Annotated in this window: 14 protein-coding genes; 5 read left to right on the plus strand and 9 right to left on the minus strand. The window is 37.7% G+C overall.

The genetic code is table 11. The features are described from left to right. Positions 1 to 30: 30 nt before the first annotated feature. The 3 genes from NYP54_RS02100 to cphA are packed head-to-tail and all read right to left on the minus strand — an operon-like array spanning position 31 to position 5398. Positions 31 to 852: a cyanophycinase gene (locus NYP54_RS02100; RefSeq protein WP_151193467.1), complete on the minus strand. Its 822-nt coding sequence runs from the start codon at positions 850 to 852 to the stop codon at positions 31 to 33. A 19-nt stretch (positions 853 to 871) separates the two neighbouring features. Next, positions 872 to 2572: a Mur ligase family protein gene (locus NYP54_RS02105; RefSeq protein WP_283156955.1), complete on the minus strand. Its 1701-nt coding sequence runs from the start codon at positions 2570 to 2572 to the stop codon at positions 872 to 874. Positions 2573 to 2584: 12 nt separating this feature from the next. Continuing rightward, a complete protein-coding gene (gene cphA, locus NYP54_RS02110; protein ID WP_283156956.1) occupies positions 2585 to 5398 on the minus strand; it encodes a cyanophycin synthetase in 2814 nt (937 codons plus the stop codon). A gap of 275 nt (positions 5399 to 5673) precedes the next feature. Here cphA and NYP54_RS02115 point away from each other — a divergent pair, with 275 nt between their 5' ends. The 3 genes from NYP54_RS02115 (at position 5674) to NYP54_RS02125 (ending at position 8588) form a co-directional block, all read left to right on the plus strand. Further along, a complete protein-coding gene (locus tag NYP54_RS02115) occupies positions 5674 to 6591 on the plus strand; it encodes a helix-turn-helix transcriptional regulator (RefSeq protein ID WP_283156957.1) in 918 nt (305 codons plus the stop codon). Positions 6592 to 6607: 16 nt separating this feature from the next. After that, on the plus strand, positions 6608 to 7498 hold the full coding sequence (locus NYP54_RS02120) for a PAS and helix-turn-helix domain-containing protein (protein ID WP_283156958.1): 891 nt from the start codon (positions 6608 to 6610) through the stop codon (positions 7496 to 7498). A 211-nt stretch (positions 7499 to 7709) separates the two neighbouring features. After that, positions 7710 to 8588 carry a helix-turn-helix transcriptional regulator gene (locus NYP54_RS02125; protein WP_283156959.1) on the plus strand — a complete coding sequence of 293 codons (879 nt, stop codon included), beginning with the start codon at positions 7710 to 7712 and terminating at the stop codon, positions 8586 to 8588. Positions 8589 to 8598: 10 nt separating this feature from the next. Here the strand turns inward: NYP54_RS02125 and NYP54_RS02130 are convergent, their stop codons facing one another. Then, complete coding sequence (locus NYP54_RS02130) at positions 8599 to 10317, minus strand: hypothetical protein (protein WP_283156960.1); 1719 nt, start codon at positions 10315 to 10317, stop codon at positions 8599 to 8601. A 433-nt stretch (positions 10318 to 10750) separates the two neighbouring features. On the opposite strand from NYP54_RS02130, the gene NYP54_RS02135 reads away from it, so the two are divergent. Further along, positions 10751 to 11926 carry a hypothetical protein gene (locus NYP54_RS02135; RefSeq protein WP_283156961.1) on the plus strand — a complete coding sequence of 392 codons (1176 nt, stop codon included), beginning with the start codon at positions 10751 to 10753 and terminating at the stop codon, positions 11924 to 11926. Positions 11927 to 11936: 10 nt separating this feature from the next. Here NYP54_RS02135 and NYP54_RS02140 read toward each other — a convergent pair whose 3' ends face one another. The 5 genes from NYP54_RS02140 to NYP54_RS02160 form a co-directional block, all read right to left on the minus strand. After that, entirely contained in the window at positions 11937 to 13400 is a 1464-nt protein-coding gene (locus tag NYP54_RS02140; protein ID WP_283156962.1) for a hypothetical protein, read from the minus strand. A gap of 133 nt (positions 13401 to 13533) precedes the next feature. After that, positions 13534 to 15006 (minus strand): SGNH/GDSL hydrolase family protein, encoded by a 1473-nt coding sequence (locus tag NYP54_RS02145; RefSeq protein ID WP_283156963.1) that lies wholly within the window; start codon positions 15004 to 15006, stop codon positions 13534 to 13536. 20 nt (positions 15007 to 15026) lie between these two features. Continuing rightward, positions 15027 to 15461: a hypothetical protein gene (locus NYP54_RS02150; protein ID WP_283156964.1), complete on the minus strand. Its 435-nt coding sequence runs from the start codon at positions 15459 to 15461 to the stop codon at positions 15027 to 15029. A gap of 10 nt (positions 15462 to 15471) precedes the next feature. Beyond that, on the minus strand, positions 15472 to 17259 hold the full coding sequence (locus NYP54_RS02155) for a hypothetical protein (protein ID WP_283156965.1): 1788 nt from the start codon (positions 17257 to 17259) through the stop codon (positions 15472 to 15474). 181 nt (positions 17260 to 17440) lie between these two features. Continuing rightward, entirely contained in the window at positions 17441 to 18904 is a 1464-nt protein-coding gene (locus NYP54_RS02160; RefSeq protein ID WP_283156966.1) for a sphingomyelin phosphodiesterase, read from the minus strand. A gap of 284 nt (positions 18905 to 19188) precedes the next feature. Between NYP54_RS02160 and NYP54_RS02165 the strand changes: the two genes are divergently transcribed. Continuing rightward, on the plus strand, positions 19189 to 19338 hold the full coding sequence (locus NYP54_RS02165) for a hypothetical protein (RefSeq protein ID WP_283156967.1): 150 nt from the start codon (positions 19189 to 19191) through the stop codon (positions 19336 to 19338). Positions 19339 to 19505: the final 167 nt, after the last annotated feature.

The raw sequence follows: 19505 nt of genomic DNA on the forward strand, positions 1-19505 counted from the left end.
CTTTTTGCATTTCCAGCCCCATCTTTGCGATTAATTAACAACCTCAACTTCATGGGCATTTGTGTCATATTTACTGCCTTCAAGTAAGAGATGCATACGAATGCCTACCAAACTAATGGGATCATCATCGCGCGCATGTGGCATCGATGAATGCTCAATATGTGACATATCAATAATCGTTAATGCGCCACTACCTACAACCTCAATTACGCCATCATCAGCAAGAAAGGCACCTGTGTCCTCATCGATACCAACACCGGTTACAAAGGGATTATAAGATAATGCCGTTAATAAGCGTCCCAAACGATCTCGTTGTGAGAAATGCTGATCAACGAGTATTTTGTTAGTTAGCCCCAAGCCTGGTGCCATATTGACCATATTATAGCGTGGCATAAAACCAGTCGCACCACCAACAATCATATGCTCAGAGATAAAAGCAGCCCCTGCCGAAGTACCTGCTACATGCACACCCTTGGCATTACAACGACGAATCATGCGTGCCACTTTAGTACCACCAAGCACGGTTGATAACAGTAGCTGATTACCACCGGTCATAAAGATACCTGTTGCTTTTTCAAAGTGCTTAAGATAATCCTCATTATCGGTATCAGCACGCGCTTGAATCTCAAGGCTTACCGCATTTTTAACGCCCAGAGACTTAAAGACTTTGACATATTCGCTGCCCGTATCTGACAGCTTAGATGCCGTTGGAATAATCACAATATAGGCATCCTTATCACCAGCTAATTCGACAAACCGCTGTAAAACTTTTGGGGAAACCAGTTTATCTTCGCGTCCACCAATTGGGATGATATATCCCCTTTTTATACCTGAAACTGTTGGTGCAGGCATGCTCACTCCTATTTCTTTATTAATTACAATATGTCTTGACTAAGGCACCAACATCAGCAATCCGATCATGACAACAAAGCACGCAAACATCGCCCTGCTGTAATTGTGGAAGCATCAACTCAGCGCCAGATAATTCATCTTCAACTAAACGTATTGTATCTTTTTCCTGACCAAAACGAACCAGTGATGCTGCAATTTGCATGGGAATTTCTCCCTCATTGGCACCACGCAAATATTTCTTAAGCTCTTTGATCACAACCTCATGCGGCTTATACTTAGCAATTACTTTTGAGCTATCATCAATCAAATTGATTCTGTCGCCCGTTGTGCCAAATAACAAACTAAGCTTACCGTCTTTTGTTTGATACGCTTTCGCCAAGGATAAAATCGCTTCAAATCCCGCTGGATTATGTGCAAAATCAATAATCACTTTCGCGCCTGATGTGAGTGTGTAGATATTAGCGCGCCCTTGATTTTCTTTAGCTGTGTTTTGATAAGCACATAGCGCGGTGGTTATCTTGTCAAAAGAAATACCCAAAGCAAAAGCCAAAGCTATTGCGTGTAAAGCGTTCTCAATATTATGTTTTGCATGACCATTCATCGTTAGCGGCACATCATTGATATGAACTAATGTTTTTTCTTTGCCCTGATGCCACCAGATAAAACAATCATCGGCAACATAACAAGCATGATCATTGTTTGTTAATTGGTTTAACACCAGAGGTGAAATTTTTGTTTGGCTTATTAAAATTTTAGGATGTGCTAGTTGGCTAGCAAGCTCACGCAAAAGCGCATCATCCATGTTAATCACCGCAAAACTGTTTTCTTTGGCTAACGCACGATAAACAATACATTTAGCATCGAATAAATCGTTTAAGGTCTCAACACCATCCTCACCCATATGATCATAAGAGACATTGGTCACCGTTGCCGCTGAAACTTCTGTCTCAATCAAACCACGCTTTAACAAGCCACCACGCGCTGATTCCAAAACAGCTACTTCAACTTCTGGATTAGTCAGCACAAATTGGTGTCCCGTAGGTCCTGAATAATCGCCGCGATCAATAATCTCACCATTAATAGCTACCCAATCCGTTGAAGCATAACCACTTACTTTACCAGCATGTTGACAGATGAAATTCGTCAAGCGCACTGTTGTCGTTTTGCCATTGGTTCCGGTAACAATGACCTGTGGAATATCATAAATATCCTGCCATGGCAGTGATAAATAATCATCGGTTAATAATGATAACTTATAGCGCCCAACACCAGAGCCAACATAAGCGTGATCTTTTTCTCTAAAGATATTTAAACCATGTGATTTGGCATTAGCATGCAGTATACGATAGGCAAGATTTTGCTCTTCTTGAATTGCTTGAAGTAAGCTTGCCTTTTGCGATTCATCCAATGCCAAAACATCATTATTTAAAAATTCATAACATGCCGCTTGCCATGTGTAATCAATAACATCACAACTGGCAAGCAAGATATCACAAGGTGCGGTAAACGCTAAACGCAAACCCTCGCTATACGCCTTATGCGCTAGCTTATACTCAGAAAAACCAAGTAAAGGTAACAGTCGTTCACAATTTTTTTGCCATAACTTAATAAACTTTTCTTGATTGGTCTTAAGCGGGATATCAAGCACAACACCGGTTTCATTAAAAAACAAATTAGGTCCAACTAAACGCCTTGAATAGCCTTCAGGAATTTTATGCATCTTTACACCTACTTAATCGGCATCTTCTTCAACAACAGCAACAAGGCGCACACCACGCTCATCGGCAATAATGCCACCTTGCATCATCTGTACAATCTCTTGTGCCAAACCATGATTTTTGCTTAATTCAATGGTTGTATTAGTCTTTGTTGTGACGGTATTTTCCGAAGCTTCACCTTCTTTATTGAAATGAATAATTTGCTTCCAGGTGCGTTTGATATTATCTGCAAATACCACCAATAGATCACCAGCGTTGGCATGTTGCAATGCATAATCAACTGCTTCTTGCTCGCTTTCAATAATCTGAATGTTATTCTCAGGAATTCCAGCCTCTAGCAATGCTTCTTTTAATTTATGTGGAACCTCACCAGACTTACGCCCTCTTAGACCATCATCTTGCTTACAGATAAACCGATCAAAATAAGGAGCTGCCGCTTTGGCAATATTGGCAATATCCTGATCACGTCTATCCCCGGGAGCTGCAATCACGCAAGTTTTAATGCCCTTAGCATCAATCTGCTCAACTAGCTTACCCATTGCTAAAACAGCCGCTGGATTATGACCATAGTCCATTAATACCTTAAATGGATGCTCATCAAACCAGTTCATACGCCCTGGCGCTTGATAAAATGAGGTTGTAAAGGTTCTAAGTCCATTTTTAATATCATCTAAGCTCATATTCATACTATAAGCAATCGCCACAGCAAACATGGCATTTTGTACATTGTGAACAGCTCGCCCTTCCATTGTTGCAGGAATCAAATGTGTCCATAATACCGGCATGTGAATATGATTATCAAAGATGGTGATCATGTCGCCATTAACACCTTTCTCAATGACAACGGCCTTACCGCCTGCGCGAATATGCTCTTTGACCAAAGCATGCTCTGGATTCATTGTCACATACATAATATGCTCAGCTTGTGTATAAGCGGATAATCTTAAACAATGCGGGTCATCGGCGTTTAATACAGCGACATCGCGTGCTGCATCAGTCACAATACGCTTCACTTCCGCTAATTCCTCTAAGGTATTAATACCCTTAAGTCCCATATGATCCTCAGCGATATTAATACAAGCACCGACATTACAATAATCATAGCCAAGACCACTTCTAAGCAGACCACCACGTGCCGTTTCAAATACAGCCACATCAACATTAGGGTCACGCAGCACCATTTGTGCGGACTTAGGCCCTGTCATGTCACCGGCAACACTTAATTTACCGTTGACATAAACACCATCAGTTGTGGTAAAGCCCACGCATTTACCAGCGATCTTCCACATATGGGCAACCATACGCGTTGTTGTTGTTTTGCCATTGGTGCCCGTAATGGCTGCAATTGGAATACGCGCGCGCTCTGTATCAGGAAATAACATATCCATCACCGCACCTGCAACATCGCGTGGATAGCCTTCACTTGGTGATACATGCATTCTAAAGCCAGGAGCTGCATTAACCTCACAAATCCCACCTCCGACTTCTTGATAAGATTGGGTAATATCAGGGGATAAGAAATCAACCCCGCCAACATCCAAACCAATGGCGGTGACCGCACGCTCTGCCATCTCACGATTATCCGGATGCACTACATCGGTTAAATCAATCGCAGTACCTCCAGTTGAGAGATTCGCTGTTTTGCGTAAATAGCAAATTTCACCCATAGGCAAAACACTCTCTGAGGTTAGTCCGGCTTTTTCTAATAGCGTCAATGCTTGGTGGTCAAGCTCAAGACGCGTTAATACCTTCTCGTGCCCAACACCGCGCCTTGGGTCTTCATTGACAATGTCAATTAGTTCCGCAATCGTATGCTCACCATCACCAACCACATGCCCAGGAACGCGCTTTGCTACCGCGACTAATTTACCATTAACAACCAACATGCGATGATCAAAACCTTCGACATACTGCTCTAAAATAACCCAACGACCATGCTCTTTTGCTACTGCAAATGCTTGTTTTAAAGTTTCATCATCTTGAATATTAATGCTTATGCCACGACCATGATTACCATTTAACGGTTTAACGACTAATGGGTAACCTAAGTGACGGGCAACGGATAACGCATCACTTTCATAGCGCACACTGCGTTGCTTAGGCACAGGCAAGCCTAAACCATTTAAAATCGTATTGGTTTGCTCTTTATCACAAGATATCTCAACGGCAATATGCTTAGTCTCACCGGTAATTGTCGCTTGGATACGATTTTGATACTTACCATGACCGAATTGCACTAAAGACTGGTCATTTAATCGAATATACGGGATATCGCGCTTTGTTGCGGCTTCCACTAATGACCCAGTACTTGGACCAAACTCTTTGCTTTGGGCAAACTTAATAAAGCGAATTTTCTCTTCTTCAAAATCAAAATCTTTAAGATCAACATTAAGCGCTTGCTGTAGCTCTTGAGGTAAAAGAGAAATCAGTAAATCACGTGCTAAGAAGCTCGCCTGCAAACCAACATCTTTTTGCTTATACTCAAACACCATATTGTATTGTCTTGGCTCACCAGTGCTGCGCGTTTTGCCAAAGCTTACATTGCTACCTGCAACATCCTGAAGCTCAATTGCTACATGCTCCCAAATATGCCCCATCCATGTACCTTCATCTTCACGCATGCGTCGTATAAAACCACCTGGCTCACGATAGGAGCAACCATGCTCTTTCAGCCCCGGAAGCGCCTCAACCAAGGCATCAATAAAGTCAGCACCGAGCTTTGCCGATGGCCACTCTTCTAAAATACCCAAGTCAATAACATGTCTTATGACCGGAAAGCTGGCATAGATGTTTGGTCCAATATAGACATTTGTGGATAATATTTGCATTGCATTCTCCCTGTTTGTAATTTTTCTCCAAAGACACTAGTTGTTAGGATAATCAAAGTTAAACCCTTTGTATAGCAGACATTGACGCTTCCTATGTCAGAATTTTTGTATTTTGCAATTTTAATGATTAAGAAGACAACAGGCTGAAGATATTTCATGCAAAACAAGCTAATTGGTTTCCCAGTATTTTTCCCAGTGGATCAAAACCTCATGCCAACATACCATAAATAAACAGCAAAATGAGTTTGCTTTAATCACAAAATAAGGAGCTTTTTATGAGTGTTGCTACAGTTCATGGGGTATCTAGCAATTCGGGCATAAGTATAGAAGATCATATTGAAGATTTTTGTTATAAACTAAATATCGTCGCTATTTGCTATAACGATTTAGGGGACCCCATTAAGACCACAGCAAATTTTGATCTAATTAATTTGCCATTAAATGAATTTCACAGCTTAGTTTCATTTGAGAGTCTATCGCGCTTAGGCACCCAGTACATAACACATGAAGCAAATAACCAAGTAGTCACGTTGCGCTTAAATGTCATTTATCAATGTAAACATCATTATTGGATAGGTATTAATATTGCTGAGCTTATGAAGCTACCTAAATCTTATCAACAAATTTTAAAACATTTTGCCAAGCAAATCCCTATTGCCAATTACGTCAAAGATGCAAAAGGCATTTATATGTACGGCAATGAATATGTGTGCCATCTTGCAAATGTAAAAAGTATCAACAATAAAACCGATCATGACCTCATCTGGCATAATCATGCCGAGCACCTTACCCAAAATGATTACAAGGTTATTGGCGATATTGCACCGAATTACTTTTTTGAAACCGTTACCATTGACAGCAAACAAACAACGTTCTTATCAATCAAAACAAGTGATGGCTTAGATCTTTACGGCTCATCAATCAATCTTAGCTTTATTCATGCCAAACTTTTACAGCAAATGGAGCAAATTCCGATTGATGTCAATGATACATCACTCTCGCCACATGAGTTTGAATGCGCTTACTGGATGTCTCAAGGCAAAAGTGCTTGGGAGATCGCCCAACTGACAAATCGTTCACAAAAAACAGTTGAATGGTATCTTGCAAAGCTTAGAAAAAAACTACACTGCAAAAAAGCATCAAGCCTTGCTTTTTTGCTTGGGAAATATCATACCAACTTTGTTAAACATTGATATCTTATGTAACGCCATGATCAATAAAACAACTACCACGCAGTGTTATATCGATTTTTGTCAAAATATGCAAATTCCGCTTATCGTCTGTCGACACGATTTTTCTGTGGCATATTATAACCTATATATTCCGAATATTTTTGATGACTCCCTACAACGAGAATTAAACCTAAACGCCACGCATATCGAATTACTCACTAAAGGTGAGACTTTCTATAGTATGATTGCCAACAAAACGTATGATTTCAAATTGCGCTGGGATTTGCTTAGTAGTGATCAAGAGTATTATTGCTTTAGTATTCGTATCGTTACTAAATATCTGAAAAATACCCACATGAAACTTACCAGCTTATTTGAGACACTACCAATATCAACTTTTATGAAAACAGCGCAAGGTGTTTATGTTTACAGCAATACTTATCATAACCGACTCGCAGGCTTTGACTCTCTTATTGGGCGCTCACATTATGATGCTTTTGGTGATGAGGATGGCAATAAAATAGCACAGAATGATTTAAAACTTTTGCAAAACAAATCCAGTCTCTTTGTATATGAACACGTGCATAATGCGCTTGTGCTCACCATGAAATTTTATACTACTATCGATGGCCAAGACTATATTTATGGTGCTGCCCTTAATATGTCCAAAGCACATGAGGCATTACTGACATCTGAGGTTGCCCAAGCAGACGCCCCTGACATTGACATCAACCTAACCGAATCAGAAATTCGTTGTGTTAACTTCATGGTTAAAGGTCATACTGCATCGACCATTGCCAATCAATTAAATATATCCCATAAAACCGTCGAATTTCATTTAGATAATGCCAAGCGCAAACTAAATTGTTATAAGACCAGTAAGTTAGCATTTATGATTGGCAAATATCACGCCCACTTTATGAAGTAATAAAAGTGATAAAACTTTAGAATATTTACCGCGATTATAATTTTTACAATCATATGGTTGACTGCTGTTGAACGCTTATTTTATCAAGCTTTTTAGGTGTTTTTATGAAAATTTTACAGCGTGTTTTTTTAGCCCTATAATCCGCCAAAAATATCACCTACACACTTAATTTATGGACACCCGACAGACTATTATTTCGTTCTGTGACAATATGCATATCCCACTAATTATTAGCACACCAAACTTAAATATTACTTTTTATAATGACTACGCCAAGATGCTGTTAGATTTACCCATCAACTTACGTCATGCTGCTGATAACATTGAAAAGCTACTAACACATTCCCACAATGAGCTTACAAGTTATCATAATACGACGGATGAAACACTCACATTAAGATGGTATCAACATCATCAAGGTATCAGCGAACGTTATATTAGTATTAAAGTCGTAAAACGTGAAAAGCGTAATCATGGTGACAAACAAACGATAAAACAACTGATTGCGCACCTACCAGCTTCAGTACTTATTAAGGATCAATCTGGTAGCTATTTGTATGCTAATGAACACCATACACAAGCTGCCAGAGCAACAAACATTGTTGGGCGTAAAGATGTCGATTTACCGTGGTGTGAATCAGCGCATAAATTTCTTGAGCATGATGCATTTTGCTTTACTAAAAATGAAAATGAGCCCTACTATTTTGTTGAGCAGCAAGCATATCGTAACGACAATAATCAACTCATTCACAACACCATGCTTTGTGCAACGCATCATAAAAATAATCAACTTTATGGGTTTTCGATGAATCTGCGCGATATTCACCAAAGTCTTTTTGTAAAATATGCACAAACCAGAGGAGCCACTGACGCTAATATCGACTTATCAACGCGTGAAATGGAATGTATTAATTGGCTTGTCGAGGGGAAATCCAGCAGTGAAATCGCCACTATCTTAGGGATATCACGCAAAACCGTTGAGTGGCATATTGCCAATATCAAACAAAAATTTGGCTGTTATAAATTAACAAAACTTGCCTTTTTAATCGGCAAGTTTCATGGGTACTTTATTGAGAGGAATGTGAGCTAATTAACAACTATTAACACCATGTTTTAAGTTTATCAGTTAAAGCACCAATAGCTATGTTACGGCTAGTTTCATTCTCTGAGCTAAATATACCCTGATAAATATTATCTTTTATTGTTGGATTGTCTGCTATTGCGCTAATTACTTGATCTATCTCACTAAGTTTACTTTCTTCATGAAGCATTATTAGATGAGTCATTAACTGATTAGCTAATTCCCTTCTTTTGATACTCCTGGTGCCCGTCCATTTTTTATAAATGTACGAACCAAACCTCCAAAGCAATAAACTTAACCCAAGTAATGTTGCTAAAGCACCTAAAATTAAAGGAAGAATTCCAGCTGAAATTCCACTAAGACAAATAATGCTCGTCACACCTGAGACGATACCAATCGCACCTCCTAAGGCTAGTATTAGCGCCCGTACACCCTTTTTTAAATTAATTTCTTTAAGGTCTCTATAACAGCTTAGATTATGATCACTTCTTAGTCTCTTAAATGTTTCCCATCTTGAGAACATCCTATATGAGTTTTTTGTTCCTACATATGTATAGCCCATAGAAAGAGGAAGTGAACAGATTGCAGATGAATAACCAGCAACACTATTCATGCTCTCCATAATTTTTAAGTCTACAAATAGTTTAACAATATTTATACTATTCTTTGCAGTTGTTAAAATTGTTGCTGTTAGCATGCTGATATCATTAATAGTCATCCCACCCTCGCTATACAACTTTCTGCCTAAATATATAAAATTAGCAATATCCCCAACAACAGATAATACGGTATTTGTTCCATTAATAGCTGGATCTATAGTTTGAGTATAAAAAGCATCATTTAGTGCTGCAGGCTTTAGCTCATCAGGAAGATTTGCTAATATCTCTATTGGAATAGCGCCACTTAAAACTGATTGAGGCGTTGATATAGGTGATGCACTCCAAAGCTCCATACATCCAGCTAATATTTGCTCTGCTTTTTCCTTATAGTGAATTTTTAAAAGTGAATATACTTTAGGCGCACTATCAATTAATGAAAGAAAATCAACACTATATCCCTTTCGTCCAAAAAGCAACTGATCAATAGAAACCACCAGCTCAGAGCATAGTCTTAGTTTACGAGCAACTCTATCTTTTTTTCTTGACACCATTATGGTTTGAGTTTTTGCCTCAATATAATGTAAAGCGCAAATCTGAGTTTCCTTCAAAATATTGTAAATACTTTGATCAAGGCAGGTAGAGTTAAAATTTTCTTTCATCAATTTAAATGCTTTATGACTTAGTTGATTCAACTTAGCACTGTGCTCACTTCTATTCACGAGGTTTCTCGACCTATCAGTCTCATACTGCAATGCTAACAATTCTATTTTCAACTTGGGCAAAATTTCTAACTGTATATTATGTTGACACGCATCAAAACTAGAAGTGTTCCCTAAATCAATAACAAGTGAAACATCCTCCCCAATGATATTTAATTCCTCCTCTGATTGACCTAATTGCGCTTGGTACTGTGCAGGCATTTTACTCAAACTTTTTTTCAACTCTGAATTTGATAGGTTTATCATTGCGTTATTCGCATTAGTAATAATACTACTTGAATCTGACACTTTAATCACATTTCCTGAGGTTATGTATACAGGATTAAAATTTCCCGCCCGCTTGCTCTTTAGTATATAGGCTTCATGTTCTGCGCTTCCAGTTATAACCCATTTATATCCTATATTTACATACCTATTCATGCTATTTATTCCTTTTCTATAAACTGATAAGACCTAAACTGAAAGTAAAATCGTATAACTTACCAATATAATTTTTAACAAGGCTGATATATATGTGAAGAATATCATTAATATCAACTTCTATACTTAATCCGAATCTCATATTTGAATTGTTAAAAGTTTTTTTATCTACTAAAAAGTAATGCTTATCTGGTTCATCTTTTTGCTACCAATATGTTATAAAATATGTCACTTAGCATACCAATCTTTAAAAACCCGATCAGCTAGTAAAAATACCAATCAAATGTAGTGTATCAACACCAATCTACAACCTAAAAACATTAGGAAAATCACTAGCTATTATAAAACCAAAAAAGAATTAAGATGTTGATTCTGACTGTTGTCATGCCACTATAAAACCAGCAGCTTATTTAAATTTTTTGAGAGGTTATTTATGCCATTTAATTATAAAAAGATTCCACCGGAATGGCTACACTGCACAGAAGATAAAAAGACTCGTGATGCATACTACTATCATATTACTCGCTTATCTACATTTAGAGAATTTATAGAACATTCTGGACTTACTACGTCATACAATCGCACTTTCAAACTTCATGAAAATGAAAATGGTGCGTTGGCTGAAGGTAAAACTAGGCGAATTCAAGAAAGCTATAATCGATTATTGAAAGAATGCAGTCAAATGCTTATGGATGCAGATATCCCAACAAACGAGCTAAGTCATAAAGTATCTGAATTTATTAACACCCCTATATTTGATAGGATGGTTAAAAGCTATCAAACCCACGACTTAAATCTGCAAAATTTAGCAAAAAATGGACTCTATTGCTCAGACTTTGTAGCAGACCTTGAATGTGCGTTTAAAAATGATATTAACCAAATCATTGTCAATAAACAGACACTTACCAAACAATACAGAAAAAAACCAATTAATTTAACTATTTTTTGCCAGCTTCCTACTGATTCATTTGAGCACTTTCAATTAGCATTCGACACCCTTTCCATAATTGAAAAAAATAAAATTAAATATGCCAGCATCAGCATCATGGCTTTGTATGAAATGATTCAAGCAAATAAACAGCGCAAAAGTATATTACAAGCCTTAATATTTGATAACCCTACTTCAATGTTTACTTCAGCTTGTATGGTCTTAGCTAAATTAAACTGGAATGCAGAGGTTTATATGTGTTCCTCGCATATATATTTTTTTGATCTATGCGGATTAAAAGATAATTTTTTTACCTATGCAACAAACCATCTTCAAGGTAATGATATTGTGCTGATACGCGTCAAGAAAAAAGATACACTTGTCATTCCCGACCCCCAACAGTTTAATGCATTTATCTCGAGCCAAAACTTGCCATCTTGCTTACTTGAATATTGTATTTTTAGGGAACCAAATGTAGGTAATGACATTGCCAATAACATCCAATGGATTAATACTGCAGCAAGATTAAATAGTGTAAACATGGATTTTGGTGAGGAGCCATCTTATGAACAAGCTCAATTAATTTATAGCCAAATGAAGAAAACTAATAATGATATAAACCCTGTTTTAAAATTTTATCAACAATTCACGCTTAATAAAGCGCGATTCCGACTTATTTAAAACATGCTCATTAAAACAAATCCATCACATCAAAACCAAAGTGATCACTAATTTTTTGGTGTGCATTTTTAGCATGATGCCAATTAAGCTTGCTTTGGCTCCATTGCTCAACCTTCTGCTGATTTGGTTTGCCAAAATTATTGTTACTTGGATCGCAATACATCGCTAAATAAAAGGCTAATGAACCTTCTTGCTTAGCATTAGGCAAGTATGGATAAAAAACCTGATAGGCATTTTTAAAGCTCTCAACATAGTAAAAAATATTCATCATTCTATCTTGAGCATTAATAGGATCACTACCTGATCCATGCATGTAATACTCATACTCTTGCGCCACTAACATCAAACTGTTGTATGTATAAAAACGAAGTAAATAGGCACGAATTTGCCCACTGATCCCATGGCGATGTATCCAACCATAACCTTCTGACTTAAATGCCATATCAATTAATTTACCCAATACTTTACTTGCCTGATTAATAACGGGAATATTGTTTGATATTGCTTTAAGTCCACTAATTACGTATGGCACAGGATTATTACCAATTGCCCCACCTTTTAGAATACCCTCGGTTTCAGGGGCGTTTTTTAGATCATGCTCAGCATAAGCTGATAAAGCACCAATATCCGCTACTGAGCGACTGCTTGGCGCTTTTATCCCCGTATTATTAGCAAACTTCGTTATATATTCATCAATTGCCCATGTCAAACTAGCACAAACACCAACAAAATTCTGAGTCTTAAGCGATGCGCTGGAGCTTGAGTTTGGTGGAGCTAAATCATCGATATAACTTGATGCTGTATCAAAATGGATCTTTTTAAATAATGTCAACTCGTCTTCATTAAAAAACTTTTGAAGATCCTCTGCAGCGCATTTGCTCAGTGCACAGTAACACATATACTGCATTTTCTGTTGATCATTCAGATCTGCATATGCTGTTATTTGAGAGGTTTTAACCGCTTGGAAAGTATTACTATTTGCCCCATTTAACAAAGTCATCATCACTTTGATTAAGGTTGATAAATCAACTTTATGACTTGTTTTAACCAAAGCAATACACTTCAAGTACTGTGTCAGATTAAATGCCTGAGCATCATGATTTTGTGGCGTGATGATCACATGCGACGCCTCTGATAAGAGGCTATGACAAACCATAGTAATCATTGAGCTTACCGTGCTACTGGAACGCTTTGTTTCAATCTCCAAAAATTGTTTTAATACTTCTTTGACATACGAAGCTTGATCTGACATAGGCATGGTCATCTTTTTCTGCCAATTTAATGCCCGTGCAACACTGCTTTGTGATATATGATGCAAGCTATAGCCAAATTGTGTAGCTCCAGATAAAAATTCATTCAGTCTCGATTTATTGGATTGTATCTTATATAAATCGATATAAAAATTAAGCCCATTTAAAAATGCTTGCTTAACCTTCTCAGCTGATCGGAAAGCTTTTAACTTTATATAGATCATATTCCCTCTCTTTGGTAATAATGGATATTCAGCTCAAGCCCGAATAGGACAACTCGCGGTTATTCTCGGACTTGATCCAAGAATCTAAAAAACACCTAAAATAATATGTGCATAACTTTATTGCTTTAAAAAATCATTTAACCCCAATCTGGTGCATTACATACTGATACAGTGCTTTTTGTACCTGATACGTTGGGTGAACATGATCCCAGAAGACATAGCGCCATGGGTCATTACACATTTGTCCACTGGTTGAAGCCATAATCGTTGCTTTGATATCAGCAGATAACGGTACTTTATTAACGTACTCTAGATTATTTTCACCTGTTGCATTCTTCATTAACAACATTCGATAAAAAGCATTTGGATCCTCAGATTCGGCATTTAAATGTGTTGAAAAATATCCACCTTGCCAACAAGATTGCCCTATGACCTTAGGATCTAGCCGCGTGTGATAGGTTTGATTGAACTGCTCTGGGTCTTTTAACATTGATTCAAACATCTCATCAATACCAATAAATTTAACATTGCTCTGAGAGGCTGCAAACTGCTTTAACAAGTTGTTGTGTAGATTGCTCATATAACTTAACACAGATTCATTGCCTAGCTCTTTTGATTCAATGGTTAAAGCTAGATTTGGCAGCCCAATAATTAACGCATTATCTGCACCAACTTCACCAATTGAGGAAATAATCTTACCAACAACCTGACTCACCGCATGATCCATTGCTTCTTTGCTCATCGATTTATCAGCTGTGAGATAGTCATTGGCACCAATAAAGAAGATTGCCAGTTTATTCTCACCTTGTGGCCAGCTTCGCTTATCTAACTGATACATTTTAACTTCTGCCGCTAGATTATAAGGTAAGCCTTGGCTTGCCCAGCTTGGTGACAATACAACCGTGGCACCACCAACTGAGTAGTTACTCACTTCAACGCCATAAGGCTTAAGCATATTTTTAAGCTGCACTGCCCATACATTGCCATTAGAAAACATGCCAGTATAGTATGGGATGGATTTTGGAATTAATCCGCCTGAAAACTTATAAATATTGCCTTGATCACTTAAACTATCGCCAAAAATTAAGACACGATTGACATGTTCAAGCGCACTTCCCTTGATGCTTAATGAGCTTGAGCAAGCAGACACGGTAAAGCTTGGAATATTATAGTTACCTGACAAGGTGTAACTATGCCATGATTTTTGATAATCCTGAGCAAGATTACCATGCTCAACCTCAATCTCACCATTGAGCTTCTTAAAGGTTGCATTATTACTTGTCCAACCATTATTTAACAAGTACTGGACGCTGCCTGATCGTGCCTTGGCATATGTAGAAGGCGCAAAAGATATATGAATATCTGAAGTCGTATGGCTCAATGTATTGCTATTAGTATATCTACCGGCTAAGTGGTATTGATTGGGCGAAACTTCTGTACTGAAACTTGATCCGGCATTATCGCCATCTATTTTAAAAGTCACTGGATAAGGGCAATTATTCTCTAAGATCAATTCGGATCTTGCATCCGCATTACTTAGTGCTGCACATCCCATTAAAGATAATGCCATAACGGCTGATAATGATTTTTTATTTGTACGAAACATATATGACTCCTTCCTAGACTTTAACAAACATTGATGCGTACTTTTGGCGTGCCACTTGGACGGTTCCACCAAGTTGATGTCTCATTGAGATTTTCTGTCCACCAATCATAAACAGACATCGTCAGCGCACCTTGTAAAGGTGCAACATACATGGCATTAGTCCACAGCCCTGGCGTTAATGTCAAGCGGATTTTGCCGATGATATTGACAATCGAATCCCCCGATTCTTTAACTATAATTTCTTCATTTAACGGTGGTGAATCATAACTTGCTGTTGCAAGTTGCCCTAATGACACCTCGCTATCTTGCGCAATAACTTTTTTTAAGTGTGTTTCTTTCGCTGTCACCTCAATCGGATTAACACAATTGTTTTTAACCATGACATCAATTCCAACATTCGCCAAGGCTGCCACAGGTAACAAACAGCCTAAACTATATATATATTTCATCTTCATTTTGCAGTCCTTAACTGACGATATGCTCGATAATATCCTGATAATCACTATTGTTTTTGATGTAGTGATAATTAAATGATAGCAGTCCTCCATAGCCATAAGTATTGTAAGGATCCCATAAATAAACCGTGGCACTCTTTGTTGGAAGACCATTGATACCCAAACTTGTCGCCTCAAATTGCAAACCATCTTGTGATAACTGATCAAAGGTTAAATAGTAATAATGACCATTGAAATTAAATTCATCTGCATTCTGCGCATAGAAATCTTGGTTATCATAACGTTTGCCAAGCTTAGCAACAGGTGCGATCCCTTGATAAATATAATTACTCTGTGTACCAAAATCCCCGGATAATAACACTCGTTTTTGAGCACTTGCATCGGCTTGATCAACAGAATTTTTCACGGCCACAATCCAGCTTTGATTACTTGGTAGTAATGATGTCCATGGATAAAGCGCATATTGTTTGAAGTTATTTTTTAACACACCGACATGCTTAAATAGCTCTAGCGCACTAAGGGAGGACTTATCATATGTGGCAAGCTTCACATCTGCATTACAATGATCAAAACCTGATTCACCCATACATTGGTTTAAATTGTGCTCAATGGTGGTCATATTACTTTTGGCAGTTTCTTTAAAATGGGTCAATATGCGACGCAAATCACTACCATCCTCTGTGAGACTTGATAAACTTTGTGCTGCCGAATAAATGCTTGCCTGCGCATTGTATAAATCAAAGAGCTTTTTTGACTTCTCATCAAAATACTCTGGTGCTTTGGCATCCTCAACAATACTACTACTGTCAATCTCTGAAGGTAACCCGATATTAACTGCACCAGCTGATTTTAACTGTGAATACGTTTTTGCTTTGTCAATTTGCTGTAACTGATACGAATAACCCGTGGTTGTTTTATCATCAGCAATATACTCCATAATCGCATTGGCAACCCCAATACACTTATCCATGTTATCGGCATTACAATATAAAAATCCGTCTTTAACGCCCGCTTTATTTAGAATCGAATTAATTGATGATGGATTGCCGCCAACTTGCTTAATCGTAATGCTAATGCTCGTCTTAAGACCAAGATTTTTTGATGCTGCTTTAACACTCATCAATGCATCAACAAAGGTGGCATAGCTGATATTAAGTTGCGATTTAAACTCACTCATAGCAACAGAAGATTCCATATCGATATTGATTGACGCTAACAAATATGAACCTAATGACTGCCCAACGACAATGCTACTACCACAACGCTTTGCAAATAGCTGTGGTGTCTGGCGATACATCTGACCATCTTGATTGAGTTTCACACGTGAATTTAAACGCACTTTGCGATAGGTTTTTGATAAAAAAGTAAGCCTTAATGCGTTACTTTTATTTTGCTGTGAACTCAGATAGGAGGCCTGCAAACTACCCGATAGTAATCCGTAATTACCTTTAATTGTTGAGTTGATATTAAGCTCCTGAGCAAGCTCTTGTTCTTCTTTTATAAATTTCAAGCTCAGACTCCCTTCAGAAACACCAAAAGAAACCTCATCATCTTTGGGTAACTCGATACAATTAACCGCCGCTAATGCATTATCTAGCGGCATGACACCAACACCAAGCTCAGCATAGTCAATCACCGCCAGTGGGCTGCCTACAAGTGATTTGGACTGCATGATATTCGTTTGATCACCCTCTATATGATGACGGATCGTTTGATATTGTTTAATAAGTTCAGTCGCATTGCTAATACTTACACCTGAGATCATTGCTAATGCAATTAATGTCATATTCCTTATCATTTCCATTCTCCTTTTATAACGATATCTTATTTACTATTACCCCTATTGCTCTCTCCTGAGAAATTCTGAGAAATTACTTCTATTATTGGACTTACGAACTTTTGCCATTTCAACACCCCGCCTCGTAAACAAAGTGCATAACTTCAGCTATTAGTCTGATATTTAGAAAATTATAAAATCATTAATAAATAAGCTGGCTTTCTAATGCAAAATGATCCGATAAATCAAGCATCCCATAAGGTGCATACGGCACTTTAAGCCCACCATCATACATCGCATTCTCATCTGGTGCTCTTAACACCAAAATTTGTGAGGTTTGCGTTATTGGCTGCTCGTAATCCTTGATTGCTAAAATATAATCCAACATTTCGCGTGAGTCATCGGTATTCATCTTATTCTTAGTGAAGTCAGATGAGTAAGGTACTAGTGTTTGGTTAATCCAATGCGCTGCTTGCAATACATGCGGCATGATATTGCGGTTATACTGCACTTTATCTTTTTCCCACCAATTTATATTTAGATCTCCCATCAATAATACTGGCTCAGTATTTGGAATATTTCTACTTTGAATAAAGCCATATATTTGTTGAAACTGTCGATCTCGTGCTGCTATCGCCTTTTCATCATTCCATGCTTGAGTATGCGTGCCAAAGATATTGTAAAGCTTGCCTTTTTTATTGATTTTAACCCACTGAATCGCCTTGTGAGCACCACAATCTGAGCCAGTACAATCACTATAGATCAGTGCATCGTTTTGCACAATTGGCCAACGGCTAAATATAACCACACCACTGGTTAACCTTGGATCAACCTCACTGGGGTATACTGGACCATAATGGTAAGGGTAGGATTTGCTCATTCCGGCAATAAAGTGCTCACGATGTGATTTGTCAAATAACTCCTCAGCAACAACAACATCATAATGCTGAATTTTATTCGGGATAATCATTGCCCTTTCACTGGCCATATTCATACGCGTATTCCCTACGGCAAAGTAAAAAGGGTTTAACTGCACATTATAGGTTAAAATGTTTAATACATTAGCTTCTTCATTAACTTCAGATGCCAATGACTGCTGTGGCGCATCAAGCACAAAGAAAATATCATCGGTACTTTGCACACTAGCACCGTGATGTACAATGCCTACATATAGATTAAAAGCTTGCCCATCATGTGTAAATATCTCTTTTTTGCTAATAAGCTGAGTATTATAAGGAAAGCTTCCTGGTGTTGGTTTATGATCAAAAAGTGTTATTTTGCTACGCCCATCATCAGTGTGCACTTCACTATCAGAAGACATAACACTAGAGCCCACCCAGTCCCCTCTAACACATAGATTAAAATCAATATGATTAAATGCTTTTTGATGACTTAGATCCGTTAATGTACTGACAAAACAATATGTCTGACCATTTTTAATCCCTTCGTTATAGTTAATATCAAATAAAGGTGCATAGCCATAAGGTGAAATATCATTATCATATCCCTTGTATGCACTGGTAGAAATTGCTTGTGATGATGCACCGGCATTGAAAGAGGACTGCGCTTTTACTGCCCTATTTGTATTATTAATAAATTCAATATGATATTCCGCATATGACAAACCGCTACATAATAAACTGAATATTAAGATAGATTTTTTCATCATTGTTTCCTTTTATCCTTTTTTATTTTCAACCCATCATTGGTTTAATAAAATTCTAATCACTTAAAAAATTTTAAATAACTAGTAAAAGTACTCAATCGTTATGAAATCACATATAGCTATATCTTAGGGGTTTTTCCCTGTTAACCATTTATCGGTTTTTGATTATCTTATCACCGCATAACCCAATCACAAACTATTTGTGTATTTGGACAGCAAATGTAGCTACAAATAAGTATGTTGCATTTATAAATTGGAAAATAATAAATAAGGAGAAAAGTGTAATGCACTATTATGCATGGAGTATATTAAGATCAAGTAGCGACCTTAATCAAAAAATGACAAAACCTGAGATGAAAGTAATTTGGACTATTGGTGGTGTCTGCGCCATATCTGTTATAGCAATTGCAGCTATTGCTATTTTTTTGTTGTAGTCATCTTGTTTTATATACTAATGGCACTACCTTTAGGAGGATTGATAACCATCCATGGCCGCTTCGCATTGGATCCTTACGCCATCCTGGCTCAGGATGACAAGTCAGGGGCGTCATTGCGAGCATGGATGCGCGGCAATCCAGTTTGCCAAGGATGGTTGATGTCT

This window comes from Cysteiniphilum sp. QT6929 (assembly GCF_030035755.1).
Classification (GTDB): domain Bacteria; phylum Pseudomonadota; class Gammaproteobacteria; order Francisellales; family Francisellaceae; genus Caedibacter; species Caedibacter litoralis.

Excerpts from the sequence above, each read along its gene's own strand:
- NYP54_RS02145 (WP_283156963.1), bottom strand. The coding sequence starts at position 15,006 with ATGTTTCGTACAAATAAAAAATCATTATCAGCCGTTATGGCATTATCT.
- NYP54_RS02115 (WP_283156957.1), top strand. The coding sequence starts at position 5,674 with ATGAGTGTTGCTACAGTTCATGGGGTATCTAGCAATTCGGGCATAAGT.
- NYP54_RS02100 (WP_151193467.1), bottom strand. The coding sequence starts at position 852 with ATGCCTGCACCAACAGTTTCAGGTATAAAAAGGGGATATATCATCCCA.
- NYP54_RS02105 (WP_283156955.1), bottom strand. The coding sequence starts at position 2,572 with ATGCATAAAATTCCTGAAGGCTATTCAAGGCGTTTAGTTGGACCTAAT.
- NYP54_RS02120 (WP_283156958.1), top strand. The coding sequence starts at position 6,608 with ATGATCAATAAAACAACTACCACGCAGTGTTATATCGATTTTTGTCAA.
- NYP54_RS02135 (WP_283156961.1), top strand. The coding sequence starts at position 10,751 with ATGCCATTTAATTATAAAAAGATTCCACCGGAATGGCTACACTGCACA.
- cphA (WP_283156956.1), bottom strand. The coding sequence starts at position 5,398 with ATGCAAATATTATCCACAAATGTCTATATTGGACCAAACATCTATGCC.
- NYP54_RS02140 (WP_283156962.1), bottom strand. The coding sequence starts at position 13,400 with ATGATCTATATAAAGTTAAAAGCTTTCCGATCAGCTGAGAAGGTTAAG.
- NYP54_RS02125 (WP_283156959.1), top strand. The coding sequence starts at position 7,710 with ATGCATATCCCACTAATTATTAGCACACCAAACTTAAATATTACTTTT.
- NYP54_RS02150 (WP_283156964.1), bottom strand. The coding sequence starts at position 15,461 with ATGAAGATGAAATATATATATAGTTTAGGCTGTTTGTTACCTGTGGCA.
- NYP54_RS02130 (WP_283156960.1), bottom strand. The coding sequence starts at position 10,317 with ATGAATAGGTATGTAAATATAGGATATAAATGGGTTATAACTGGAAGC.
- NYP54_RS02155 (WP_283156965.1), bottom strand. The coding sequence starts at position 17,259 with ATGATAAGGAATATGACATTAATTGCATTAGCAATGATCTCAGGTGTA.
- NYP54_RS02160 (WP_283156966.1), bottom strand. The coding sequence starts at position 18,904 with ATGAAAAAATCTATCTTAATATTCAGTTTATTATGTAGCGGTTTGTCA.
- NYP54_RS02165 (WP_283156967.1), top strand. The coding sequence starts at position 19,189 with ATGCACTATTATGCATGGAGTATATTAAGATCAAGTAGCGACCTTAAT.